The sequence below is a fragment of the Pseudomonas sp. A125 genome, from assembly GCF_055409485.1.
The window spans coordinates 19,486-30,806 of record NZ_JBUZVP010000002.1 but is presented as its reverse complement, the minus strand read 5'-3'; the positions used below and the strand labels follow the sequence as shown (position 1 = coordinate 30,806).

Annotated in this window: 12 protein-coding genes; 7 read left to right on the top strand and 5 right to left on the bottom strand. The window is 60.0% G+C overall.

All coding sequences use genetic code 11. The features are described from left to right. Positions 1-134 precede the first annotated feature (134 nt). Complete coding sequence (locus ACZRN6_RS03105; protein ID WP_322147167.1) at positions 135-2,036, bottom strand: potassium transporter Kup; 1,902 nt, start codon at positions 2,034-2,036, stop codon at positions 135-137. Positions 2,037-2,337: 301 nt separating this feature from the next. Here ACZRN6_RS03105 and rimO point away from each other — a divergent pair, with 301 nt between their 5' ends. From rimO to tsaA, 5 genes are all read left to right on the top strand, one after another. Beyond that, complete coding sequence (gene rimO / locus ACZRN6_RS03100; protein WP_088422964.1) at positions 2,338-3,678, top strand: 30S ribosomal protein S12 methylthiotransferase RimO; 1,341 nt, start codon at positions 2,338-2,340, stop codon at positions 3,676-3,678. Between the two features lie 103 nt (positions 3,679-3,781). After that, positions 3,782-4,255: a GNAT family N-acetyltransferase gene (locus tag ACZRN6_RS03095; RefSeq protein WP_464007190.1), complete on the top strand. Its 474-nt coding sequence runs from the start codon at positions 3,782-3,784 to the stop codon at positions 4,253-4,255. 71 nt (positions 4,256-4,326) lie between these two features. Beyond that, the gene (locus tag ACZRN6_RS03090; protein WP_322147169.1) at positions 4,327-5,037 is read left to right on the top strand and encodes an rRNA pseudouridine synthase; all 711 of its coding nucleotides are present in this window, start codon (positions 4,327-4,329) and stop codon (positions 5,035-5,037) included. 76 nt (positions 5,038-5,113) lie between these two features. Next, positions 5,114-5,581, top strand: coding sequence for a YehS family protein (locus ACZRN6_RS03085; RefSeq protein WP_322147171.1), 468 nt, complete (start codon positions 5,114-5,116; stop codon positions 5,579-5,581). Beyond that, entirely contained in the window at positions 5,578-6,273 is a 696-nt protein-coding gene (gene tsaA / locus ACZRN6_RS03080) for a tRNA (N6-threonylcarbamoyladenosine(37)-N6)-methyltransferase TrmO (protein ID WP_322147172.1), read from the top strand. Before ACZRN6_RS03085 ends, tsaA begins: the two co-directional genes overlap by 4 nt. Positions 6,274-6,489: 216 nt before the next feature. Here tsaA and fpr read toward each other — a convergent pair whose 3' ends face one another. Continuing rightward, a complete protein-coding gene (gene fpr, locus ACZRN6_RS03075; RefSeq protein ID WP_003189055.1) occupies positions 6,490-7,269 on the bottom strand; it encodes a ferredoxin-NADP reductase in 780 nt (259 codons plus the stop codon). Between the two features lie 124 nt (positions 7,270-7,393). Here fpr and ACZRN6_RS03070 point away from each other — a divergent pair, with 124 nt between their 5' ends. Continuing rightward, positions 7,394-8,320 carry a LysR family transcriptional regulator gene (locus ACZRN6_RS03070; protein ID WP_003208633.1) on the top strand — a complete coding sequence of 309 codons (927 nt, stop codon included), beginning with the start codon at positions 7,394-7,396 and terminating at the stop codon, positions 8,318-8,320. On the opposite strand, the gene ACZRN6_RS03065 is transcribed toward ACZRN6_RS03070, so the two are convergent. From ACZRN6_RS03065 to ACZRN6_RS03055, 3 genes are all read right to left on the bottom strand, one after another. Further along, positions 8,317-8,679, bottom strand: a complete 363-nt coding sequence (locus tag ACZRN6_RS03065) for a diacylglycerol kinase (RefSeq protein WP_003208635.1) — start codon at positions 8,677-8,679, stop codon at positions 8,317-8,319. The genes ACZRN6_RS03070 and ACZRN6_RS03065 overlap by 4 nt on opposite strands. A gap of 75 nt (positions 8,680-8,754) precedes the next feature. Next, positions 8,755-9,405 (bottom strand): response regulator transcription factor ErdR, encoded by a 651-nt coding sequence (gene erdR / locus ACZRN6_RS03060; RefSeq protein WP_003208636.1) that lies wholly within the window; start codon positions 9,403-9,405, stop codon positions 8,755-8,757. 253 nt (positions 9,406-9,658) lie between these two features. After that, positions 9,659-10,369 (bottom strand): tRNA-uridine aminocarboxypropyltransferase, encoded by a 711-nt coding sequence (locus tag ACZRN6_RS03055; protein WP_322147176.1) that lies wholly within the window; start codon positions 10,367-10,369, stop codon positions 9,659-9,661. Positions 10,370-10,575: 206 nt separating this feature from the next. Here ACZRN6_RS03055 and ACZRN6_RS03050 point away from each other — a divergent pair, with 206 nt between their 5' ends. Continuing rightward, positions 10,576-11,016: a PA3611 family quorum-sensing-regulated virulence factor gene (locus tag ACZRN6_RS03050; protein ID WP_464007189.1), complete on the top strand. Its 441-nt coding sequence runs from the start codon at positions 10,576-10,578 to the stop codon at positions 11,014-11,016. The last annotated feature ends 305 nt before the right edge of the window (positions 11,017-11,321 follow it).

The window sequence follows — 11,321 nt, the reverse complement described above, 5'->3', positions numbered from 1 at the left end:
CCGTAGCAGCTGTCGAGCCCCGGCGAGGCTGCGTCGGCAGCACCACCGCCTCACGGTCAGACCTCTGGACCGGGTCGCGCCCCTCGCAGCCTCGCCAAGGCTCGACAGCTGCTACGGGGGGACGCTGCCAGGGCTTACATTTCTACCTGGGTACCCAGCTCGATCACCCGGTTAACCGGCAGCTTGAAGAAGCGCAGGTTGCCGTTGGCGTTCTTGAGCATGAAGGCGAACAACCCTTCGCGCCAGCGCGCCATGCCCTTGATGCGCGAGGCGATCACGGTTTCGCGGCTGAGGAAGTAGGTGGTGCGCATCGGGCTGAAGTCCAGGTCATCCAGATGGCACAGTTTCAGCGCCTCGGGCACGTCCGGCTCATCGGTAAAACCAAAGTGCAGGATCACACGGAAGAAGCCTTCGCCGTAGGAATCCACCTCAAAGCGGCGTGAGACCGGCACACGCGGAATGTCTTCGTAAACCACCGTCAACAGCACCACTTGCTCGTGCAATACCTGGTTATGCAGCAGGTTGTGCAACAGCGCGTGGGGCACGGCGTCGGGACGCGCGGTGAGGAACACCGCAGTGCCCTGCACCCGGTGGGGCGGCTGCACACGGATACTGCTGATAAAGATCGGCAACGGCAGGCCACCCTCGTCGAGGCGCTCCACCAGCAACTGTTTGCCGCGCTTCCACGTGGTCATCAGCACGAACAGCACAATCCCCGCGAGTACCGGGAAAGCGCCACCCTGGACGATCTTCGGCACGTTGGCCGCGAAGTACAGCCCGTCCACCAACAGGCAGCAGACCAACACCGGCACCGCAAATATCGGCGGCCATTTCCACAGCAGCAGCATCACCGCCGACACCAGGATGGTGGTCATCAGCATGGTGCCGGTCACCGCTACACCGTAGGCCGACGCCAATGCATTGGACGACTCGAAGCCCAGCACCAGCAAGATCACGCCGACCATCAGCGACCAGTTCACCGCGCCGATGTAGATCTGGCCTTGCTCGGCACTGGAGGTGTGCTGGATATGCATGCGCGGGATGTAACCGAGCTGGATGGCCTGGCGGGTCAGGGAGAACGCGCCGGAAATGACCGCCTGGGACGCGATTACCGTGGCCAGCGTGGACAACACCACCAGCGGGATCAGTGCCCAACTCGGCGCCAGCAGGTAGAACGGGTTGCGCGCGGCTTCAGGATCGCCGAGCAGCAGCGCACCCTGGCCGAAATAATTGAGTACCAGCGCCGGCAACACCAATATGAACCAGGCGCGGGCGATGGGTTTGCGGCCGAAGTGGCCCATGTCGGCGTACAGCGCCTCGGCGCCGGTCAACGCCAGCACCACCGCGCCGAGAATGGCCACGCCAATGCCCGGGTGCGCCTCGAAGAAACGCACGCCCCACATCGGGTTCATGGCGTTAAGTACTTCCGGATGCTGGGTGATGCCGTAGGCGCCAAGGCCGCCCAGCACCAGGAACCAGGTGACCATCACCGGCCCGAACAGCTTGCCGATGCGATCAGTGCCGTGCTTCTGGATCAGGAACAGCGCCACCAGCACGACCAGGGCGATCGGCACGACCCATTTCTCCAGGCCATCGAAGGCCAGCTCCAGGCCTTCCACAGCCGACAATACAGAAATTGCCGGGGTGATCATGCTGTCCCCGTAGAACAGCGCCGCACCACACAGGCCACAGACCACCAGGAAACTGCGCAATCGCTTGCGCTCCCCCGCCGCCCGTCGCGCCAGTGCGGTCAAGGCCATGATGCCGCCCTCGCCCTGGTTATCGGCGCGCAGCACGAACAGCATGTATTTGATCGACACCACCCAGATCAGCGACCAGAAGATCAACGCCAGGATTCCCAGCACGCCATCATGGTTGACCTGAACCCCATAACCGCCGGTAAACACCTCTTTGAGGGTATAGAGCGGGCTGGTGCCGATATCGCCGTACACCACCCCCACTGCCGCCACCAGCATGCCGATCGGCTTTGCGTTGGAATGCTCGGCACCTGCTGCCTGACTACTTGCCTGACCCATCAACCACTCCTGCCCTTTGACCTGCGGTCTTTTATAAACAGCGCGCCTGCTGCGGGCGCCTATGCTGTCCACAGCATGCGCTGTTTTACTTCTCGTTACAGACGATTTATTGACCGAGGAAATTCACTCAGGTGCAACGGCGCGAAGCATAGCGCAGCACTCGTCGTATTTCCCTGCATAAAGCTGGTCAAGAGCGATTCCCGTCGCTAGAATTGCGCACTTTTTGATCAGAGGCACACCAAGTGCCCATCCGCAGCCTTTCGTGCACGACTGGCGGCGTCATTCAATACCGAGGTTAGACATGTCCACCACCATCGCAAAAGCCAACCCCAAGGTCGGCTTTGTATCCCTGGGTTGCCCAAAGGCTCTGGTCGACTCCGAACGCATCCTTACGCAACTGCGCATGGAAGGTTATGACGTCGTGTCCACCTACCAGGACGCGGACGTGGTGGTGGTCAACACCTGTGGCTTCATCGACTCGGCCAAGGCTGAGTCCCTGGAAGTGATCGGCGAAGCCATCAAGGAAAACGGCAAGGTAATCGTCACCGGTTGTATGGGTGTGGAAGAAGGCAACATCCGCAAGGTACACCCGAGCGTGCTGGCCGTGACCGGCCCGCAGCAGTACGAGCAGGTGGTCAACGCCGTGCACCAAGTGGTGCCGCCGCGCCAGGACCACAACCCGCTGATCGACCTGGTGCCGCCACAAGGCATCAAGCTGACCCCACGCCACTACGCCTACCTGAAGATTTCCGAAGGCTGCAACCACAGCTGCAGCTTCTGCATCATCCCCTCGATGCGCGGAAAACTGGTGAGCCGCCCGGTGGGCGACGTACTGGACGAGGCCCAGCGCCTGGTCAAATCCGGCGTAAAAGAGCTGCTGGTGATCTCCCAGGACACCAGCGCCTACGGCGTCGACGTCAAATACCGCACCGGCTTCTGGAACGGCGCGCCGGTAAAAACCCGCATGACCGAACTCTGCGAAGCCCTGAGCAGCCTCGGCGTGTGGGTGCGCCTGCACTACGTTTACCCGTACCCGCACGTCGACGAGCTGATCCCGCTGATGGCCGCCGGCAAGATCCTGCCGTACCTGGACATCCCGTTCCAGCACGCCAGCCCGAAAATCCTCAAGGCCATGAAACGCCCGGCCTTCGAAGACAAGACCCTGGCGCGTATCAAGAACTGGCGCGAGATCTGCCCGGACCTGATCATCCGTTCCACATTCATCGTCGGCTTCCCGGGCGAAACCGAAGAAGACTTCCAGTACCTGCTGGACTGGCTGACCGAGGCCCAACTGGACCGCGTCGGCTGCTTCCAGTACTCGCCGGTTGAAGGCGCTCCGGCCAACCTGCTGGACGCGGCAATCGTGCCGGACGACGTCAAGCAAGACCGTTGGGAGCGCTTCATGGCCCACCAGCAGGCCATCAGCTCGGCGCGCCTGCAACTGCGCATCGGCCGCGAGATCGAAGTACTGATCGACGAAGTCGACGAGCAAGGCGCTGTAGGCCGTTGCTTCTTCGATGCGCCGGAAATCGACGGTAACGTATTCATCGACGATGCCAGCGACCTGAAGCCGGGCGACAAGGTCTGGTGCACCGTGACCGACGCCGACGAGTACGACCTGTGGGCTGAAAAGCGCGCATAAGATGTAAAGAATTGAAAAAGCCCTGCCTCTGGACAAGATGCGGGGCTTTTTTAGGTCTATCGTTTTGCCCATCAACGCCAACTATCGGCAAGGGGCAGCGGGCATGCGTCAGCATTCGGTTATCCATACACCCAAATCCAGCGACTACCAGGAACTGGCCCGTATCTGGGAGGCATCGGTGCGGGCCACCCATGACTTCCTGCCGGACAGTTACATCGAGTTGCTGAAAAATCTGGTGCTGACCCGCTACCTCGACGCGGTGATGCTGATCTGCACCAAGGACTCGCGCCAGCGCATCACCGGGTTTGCCGGGGTGGCGGCGGGCAAGGTCGAGATGCTGTTTATCGACCCGGACCACCGTGGCCTGGGCCTGGGCCGGCAATTGTTGTGCTATGCCATCGAGTCGATGAACGCCGATCAACTGGACGTCAATGAACAGAATCCACAAGCCCTGGGCTTTTACTTCAAGCAGGGCTTTGAAGTGGTCGGGCGCACGGACCATGACGGCATGGGCCAGCCGTATCCGTTGCTGCACATGCGCCTGCGCCAGGCCCAGTCACAGGCGCGCCGCGGCTAAATGAAATGGAGCCGGGATTAACCGGCGCCACACAGGTACAATAGCCGCCCCCTTTTGTTTCGGCCCTTGTCATGACTGAACCCCTACGCCTCTCCAAACGCCTCATCGAACTGGTCGGTTGCTCCCGTCGGGAGGCTGAGCTGTTCATCGAGGGCGGCTGGGTCACGGTGGACGGCGAAGTGATCGACGAGCCGCAGTTCAAGGTCACCACCCAGAAGGTCGAGCTTGACCCTGAAGCCAAGGCCACCGCGCCAGAGCCGGTGACCATCCTGTTCCACGCGCCTGCCGGTGTGGATGCCGAGGCGGCCATGGCCTCGATCAACGCCGAGACCCTGTCGGAAGAACACCGCTTCAGCAAGCGCCCGCTCAAGGGCCACTTCCTGCGCCTGACCGCCAGCAGCGACCTGCAAGCCAAGGCCAGCGGCCTGCTGGTGTTCACCCAGGACTGGAAGATTTTGCGCAAGCTGACGGCGGACGCGAACAAGATCGAACAGGAATACGTGGTGGAGGTGTCCGGCGATATGGTCGCCCACGGCCTGAACCGCCTGAACCACGGCCTGACCTATAAGGGTAAGGAGTTGCCAGCGGTGAAAGCCAGCTGGCAGAACGAGAACCGCCTGCGCTTTGCGTTGAAAAACCCGCAACCGGGTGTGATTGCCTTGTTCTGCGAAGCCGTTGGCCTGAAAGTCGTCGCCATTCGACGCATCCGCATTGGCGGAGTCTCCATCGGCAAAGTGCCGGTAGGCCAATGGCGCTATCTGTCCGGCAAAGAAAAGTTCTAAGACTTTTTTCGCCGCCGAATCTCTCGACACCGCCTGCCTGGGCGGTGTTCACAGTTGAATGACCAGGATTGCCCACATGATTCACAACGACGTACTGCGCAGCGTGCGCTACATGCTCGACATCAGCGACAACAAGATGGTCGAGATCATTAAGCTCGGCGGCATGGAAGTCACCAAGGACGACCTGCTGACCTACCTCAAGAAAGACGAGGAAGAGGGCTTCGTGTTCTGCCCGGACGAAGTCATGGCGCATTTCCTCGATGGCCTGGTGATCTTCAAGCGCGGCAAGGACGAAAGCCGTCCACCGCAGCCGATCGATCTGCCGATAACCAACAACATCATCCTGAAGAAACTGCGCGTGGCCTTCGAACTGAAGGAAGACGACATGCACGCGATCCTCAAGGCCTCCGAGTTCCCGGTGTCCAAGCCTGAGTTGAGCGCGCTGTTCCGCAAGTTCGGCCACACCAACTACCGCACCTGCGGTGACCAGTTGCTGCGCAACTTCCTCAAGGGCCTGACCCTGCGCGTTCGCGTAAGCCCGTGACCTACAGCGTCTCGCCCGTCGGCTTCGTGCGCTCCTGTTTCAAGGAGAAGTTCGCCATCCCGCGCCAGCCCCAACTGGCGCCCGCCGCCCGGGGCATACTGGAGTTGGTGGCGCCGTTCGACCAGGGTGAGGCGGTGCAGGGCCTGGAGCAGGTCAGCCACGTGTGGTTGCTGTTCCTGTTCCACCAGGCGCTTGAAGACAAGCCACGGCTCAAAGTGCGCCCGCCGCGCCTGGGCGGCAACACGTCGATGGGCGTGTTCGCTACTCGCGCGACCCACCGGCCCAATGGCATCGGCCAGTCGGTGGTCAAGCTGGACAAGGTAGAGAACGGCCGCCTGTGGATATCCGGTATTGATCTGCTGGACGGGACACCGATTCTCGACATCAAGCCGTACGTGCCGTACGCAGACATCGTTGACACCGCGACCAATGGCATCGCCAGCGCTGCGCCACAGCTGATTCCCGTGCAGTGGCTGAAGACCGCGCTGCAACAGGCACAAGGCCACGCTCAACGCCTTGACGAGCCATTGGTGGCGTTGATCGAGCAGTGCCTGGCACAGGATCCACGGCCGGCGTATCAGGTTCCTACCTCTGAACGGGAATACGGTGCGCAATTCTGGGATGTGGACGTGCGCTGGCACTATCCCGAGGCGGGGATGATTTGTGTGCTGGAAGTGATTGCAGCCAAGTAAATCCCGAAAACAAAAAAGCCCGCGCTGCCTGTGAAGGCAACGCGGGCTTTTTAGTCGCACCCAAGTCATGTGGCGAGGGAGCTTGCTCCCGTTGGGCTGCGCAGCGGCCCCAAAACCTGACACCCCATTTTATCTGGAACAACCAGGTGGCCTCGCCGGGACCGCTTCGCAGTCCAGCGGGAGCAAGTACCTCGCCACAAAAGCAAATCGGTTCGCTTATTTCTCGACGAACGCACGCTCGATCAAGTAGTCACCCGGCTCACGCATACGCGGGGAAACCTTCAGGCCGAAGCTGTTCAGCACTTCGCTGGTTTCATCCAGCATGCTCGGGCTGCCGCACAGCATCGCACGGTCGTCTTCAGGATTGATCGGCGGCAGGCCGATGTCACTGAACAGCTTGCCGCTGCGCATCAGGTCGGTCAGGCGGCCTTCGTTTTCGAACGGCTCGCGGGTCACGGTCGGGTAGTAGATCAACTTGTCACGCAGGGCCTCGCCGAAGAACTCGTTCTGTGGCAGGTGCTCGGTGATGAATTCGCGGTAGGCGACTTCGTTGACGTAACGCACGCCGTGGCACAGGATCACTTTTTCGAAACGCTCGTAGGTCTCCGGGTCCTGGATCACGCTCATGAACGGCGCCAAGCCGGTACCGGTGCTGAGCAGATACAGGTGTTTGCCGGGCTTCAAATCGTCGAGCACCAGGGTGCCCGTCGGTTTTTTGCTGATGATGATCTCGTCGCCTTCCTTCAAGTGCTGCAATTGGGAAGTCAGCGGGCCATCAGGCACCTTGATGCTGAAGAACTCCAGATGCTCTTCCCAGTTCGGGCTGGCAATGGAGTAAGCGCGCATGAGCGGGCGGCCGTTGGGCTGTTGCAGGCCGATCATCACGAACTGACCGTTCTCGAAGCGCAAGCCCGGGTCGCGGGTGCACTTGAAGCTGAACAGCGTGTCGTTCCAGTGATGAACACTGAGGACACGTTCGTGGTTCATGTTGCTCATGTACGGGGAACTCCTGGAAATGGGTCTGCGCCAAATGTTGGATGCGCAATTGCACAGCATTCTAATGGCGGCGACAATATCTGTTAACTGGATTATTAAGATAAGGGTTATCGGTTATATCGATATGCGATTTACTCTACGTCAACTGCAAGTCTTCGTCGCCGTCGCCCAGCAGGAAAGCGTCTCGCGCGCTGCTGGCCTTCTGGCCTTATCTCAATCTGCCGCCAGCACCTCGATTACCGAGCTGGAGCGCCAATCCAGCTGCCAATTATTCGATCGCGCGGGCAAACGCCTGAGCCTCAACGCCCTCGGTCACCAACTGTTGCCCCAGGCAGTGGCGCTGCTGGACCAGGCCAAAGAGATCGAGGACCTGCTCAACGGCAAGTCCGGCTTCGGCTCCCTGGCGGTTGGCGCCACGCTGACCATTGGTAATTACCTGGCCACACTGCTGATCGGCAGCTTCATGCAGCAGCATCCCGAGAGCCAGGTGAAGCTGCATGTGCAGAACACTGCGCATATCGTGCATCAGGTGGCGCACTACGAAATTGATCTGGGTCTAATCGAAGGCGACTGCAGCCATCCGGACATCGAGGTGCAAACCTGGGTGGAAGATGAGCTGGTGGTGTTCTGCGCGCCGCAGCATCACTTGGCCAAGCGCGGCCAGGCAACCATGGAAGAGCTGACCCATGAAGCCTGGATCCTGCGGGAACAAGGCTCTGGCACGCGGCTGACCTTTGACCAAGCCATGCGCCATCACCGCAGTGCGCTGAATATCCGCCTGGAGCTGGAACACACCGAAGCGATCAAGCGCGCTGTGGAGTCAGGATTGGGGATTGGCTGCATTTCCCGGCTGGCGCTGCGCGACGCGTTTCGGCGCGGCAGCCTGGTGCCGGTGGAAACCCCGGACCTGGACCTGGCCCGGCAGTTCTACTTCATCTGGCACAAGCAGAAGTACCAGACCTCGGCCATGCGTGAATTCCTCGAACTGTGCCGTTCCTTTACCGCCGGGGTACAGCGCAGCGACGAGATTGTGCTGCCGACCATTGCCTAGATCAGGATGACGGCCCACACCAGGGTAATCATGGTCAGCGCGACAAACTGCGCGGCGCTGCCCATGTCCTTGGCGTTTTTCGACAACGGGTGCAGGTCCAGGGAAATCCGGTCGATCGCCGCTTCGACTGCCGAGTTAAGCAGTTCTACGATCAATGCCAGCAGGCACACGGCAATCAGCAGCGCCCGCTCCACCCGGCTGACATTAAGGAAGAAACTCAGCGGGATCAGGATGACGTTGAGCAACACCAATTGACGAAAAGCCGCCTCGCCGGTGAAGGCCGCACGCAGCCCATCCAGGGAATATCCCCCGGCGTTGAAGATACGTTTGATACCGGTTTGACCTTTGAAAGGCGACATAGAGTAGGCAACTGAGCAAAAAGGTGTGGGGAAACTAGAGCACGCAAAGTCAAAAAAACGTGAATGAACAGCGTCTTAATGCTGCGAAATTGACTCAAGTTGTTGCAAGAGCAACGCTGCCTGGGTTCGCGTACGCACTCCAAGCTTACGGAAGATCGCCGTGACGTGGGCCTTGATGGTCGCTTCCGACACGCTCAACTCGTAGGCAATCTGCTTGTTCAGCAGGCCTTCACAAACCATGGTCAGCACGCGGAACTGCTGGGGCGTGAGGCTGGCCAGCCCATCACGAGCAGCCTTGGCTTCGTCGGAGACGTTGATCTCTTCAAAGGCTTGCGGCGGCCAGGATACATCGCCATCCAATACCGTGCGCACGGCTTTCTGAATGTCTTCCATGGAGCTGGACTTGGGAATGAAGCCGCTGGCACCGAACTCCTTGGAGCGCACCACCACCGAGGCTTCTTCCTGCGCCGAGACCATCACCACCGGAATCTGCGGGTATTGCCCGCGCAGCAGCACCAACCCGGAAAAACCGTAGGCACCGGGCATGTTCAGGTCCAGCAGTACCAGGTCCCAGTCGGACTTTTCGGTGAGGCGGGTTTCCAACTCGGCAATACTGGCAACTTCAACGAGGCGTACATCCGGCCCCAGGCCCAGCGTGACCGCCTGGTGCAACGCACTGCGAAACAGCGGGTGGTCATCGGCAATCAGGATTTCGTATGTGGCCATTTATTAAATGATCCTGTTTTTATGCGAGCACCGATGGGTTCAGTGTTCGCCAACGCACAAGGTGACGGCCAGGCCAGCAATCACCATAGGGCGCACTCAACGTCCAAAGACGACGTTTCCAATCTATGACAGCGCCCCAATCGGCGCCAAGCATGCCCAGCGTAGCCTGGGTGGTCAAGCGCTACGCCCGTGGCCATTTTACCGGGCTACGCGTTTGCGCGGCCATCATGCAAAGGTCGGCTGGCCATGACGCCTATAGATAAGGTGCAAGGCGAGTATGGACGACGTCGGCAGGGTCCAGCGCCAGTTGAAACTTGGCCGCCAGATAGTGGGTGCTGAATACGTCCAGATAGGCATCCAGTACTTCGCTGGCCGCCAAGTCATCGGCCAGTTCCAGGCACAGCGCGGCGACTTCGGCGGTGCAGAAGTGGTCGTCGCGCTTGGAGCGGCGCAGTTTATAGCGCGACAGTTGCTCGGGCGCCAGGCTCAACACCGGCAAGTGCTCCAGGTACGGGCTCTTGCGAAACATCTTGCGCGCCTCACTCCAGGTACCGTCCAGCAGAATGAACAACGGGCGCTTGCCCTCCTCCAGGCTTACTTGGTTGACCACTCGTTCCGGCGCCACGAATTCGCCGGGAAAAACAATGTACGGCTGCCATTGCGGGTCGGCCAGCAAGGTCAGCAATTCAGGTTCAACCTCAGTTCGTGACCAGGGAAAGGCGGTGGTGTCGCTGATCACGTCCGCAATCAGCCAACCCGTGTTGCTCGGTTTCATTGGTTCTACGTCATGCATCAGCAAGCACATGCCGGATTTCGCCTCAACCTTGGGCCGCCAGGCGCACAGGCAATACTCGGGAATCACCCGGCAACCGGGACAGCGCTCGGCGCGCGAGCCCCGTGCAACAAACGGCTTAACGGCGCGGGCCAGGCGCTGGGTGCGCAAACGGGAGACGGCATGGCTCATCGGATGCGCCGCAGGCAAGTGGAAATCGACACAGATAGAACTCGGGAAGGCAAAAGTTGGCGCAGTTTACCAGAGGCGCCCACGCCTACCTGCACTTCCCGGCAATACGCTGGCCGTACTGGCCCGGGGTCACCTATAATCCCGCGCCACTGAACGCACAGCGCAGTGGCTGGTCTATGCACCAGTAACCGAATCAGGAGAGTTTCATGCTGCGTCTTATGTTGCGCGTTGTAGTTCCGTCCGTCGCCTTGGCGCTGGTCTTGCCTCTGGGTGCCCAAGCGGCCTCGTTGCTGGAGGCCCAACTGAACAGGAAGCTGCAAAGCGTCGCCGAAGAAAGCAACAAAGACCTTCCACGGGAAATCGACGAAAAAACCCTGGAAGTGGCCTACACCGTTGAAGGCCTGCAGTTGATTGATCATCTGAGCGTGCAGCCTGACCGCGCCGAGCAAATGCGCGCTAACCCCAAGGCCGTGTACTTCCAGCTGGGGCAAAGTGTGTGCCTGAACAAGGGCTATCGCGAGCTGATGGCCAAAGGCGCGATCATGCGTTACGACATTACCGAGAACAAAACCAACCGCCCAGTGGCGTCGGTCAAGTTCCAGGAAGCAGATTGCCCGGCACCGGCTGCGGCAAAGAAGAAAAAATAGGCGATGCTCCCGTCGCGCGCCGCTGATCAGCGGCGCGCAATATCCCCCCGTACTCTCCGTCTTTGCCCGTTCGCGGCAACGTCTAAACTCCCTCACAAGTGATCAATAAGCGGTTGCCAGCCAAGACTTTATAGGCTCATGATCAATTCATCCTGAAAGCTTGGCGCTCCGGGCTTTCACACCGTTCTGTAACATTTTCAGGGCAAAAGAGGGTTGCCCTCCTGAGCGTGCAATGCAAAGGTTTTTAATCATAAGGAATATACAGAACCGGTTTCGTCCGCCTCGTTAGTCACAGGCGGCGACAC

Bases quoted from the DNA above. Each gene is read 5' to 3' on its own strand.
- ACZRN6_RS03105 (WP_322147167.1), bottom strand. From the start codon at position 2,036: ATGGGTCAGGCAAGTAGTCAGGCAGCAGGTGCCGAGCATTCCAACGCA.
- rimO (WP_088422964.1), top strand. From the start codon at position 2,338: ATGTCCACCACCATCGCAAAAGCCAACCCCAAGGTCGGCTTTGTATCC.
- ACZRN6_RS03095 (WP_464007190.1), top strand. From the start codon at position 3,782: ATGCGTCAGCATTCGGTTATCCATACACCCAAATCCAGCGACTACCAG.
- ACZRN6_RS03090 (WP_322147169.1), top strand. From the start codon at position 4,327: ATGACTGAACCCCTACGCCTCTCCAAACGCCTCATCGAACTGGTCGGT.
- ACZRN6_RS03085 (WP_322147171.1), top strand. From the start codon at position 5,114: ATGATTCACAACGACGTACTGCGCAGCGTGCGCTACATGCTCGACATC.
- fpr (WP_003189055.1), bottom strand. From the start codon at position 7,269: ATGAGCAACATGAACCACGAACGTGTCCTCAGTGTTCATCACTGGAAC.
- ACZRN6_RS03070 (WP_003208633.1), top strand. From the start codon at position 7,394: ATGCGATTTACTCTACGTCAACTGCAAGTCTTCGTCGCCGTCGCCCAG.
- ACZRN6_RS03065 (WP_003208635.1), bottom strand. From the start codon at position 8,679: ATGTCGCCTTTCAAAGGTCAAACCGGTATCAAACGTATCTTCAACGCC.
- erdR (WP_003208636.1), bottom strand. From the start codon at position 9,405: ATGGCCACATACGAAATCCTGATTGCCGATGACCACCCGCTGTTTCGC.
- ACZRN6_RS03055 (WP_322147176.1), bottom strand. From the start codon at position 10,369: ATGAGCCATGCCGTCTCCCGTTTGCGCACCCAGCGCCTGGCCCGCGCC.
- ACZRN6_RS03050 (WP_464007189.1), top strand. From the start codon at position 10,576: ATGCTGCGTCTTATGTTGCGCGTTGTAGTTCCGTCCGTCGCCTTGGCG.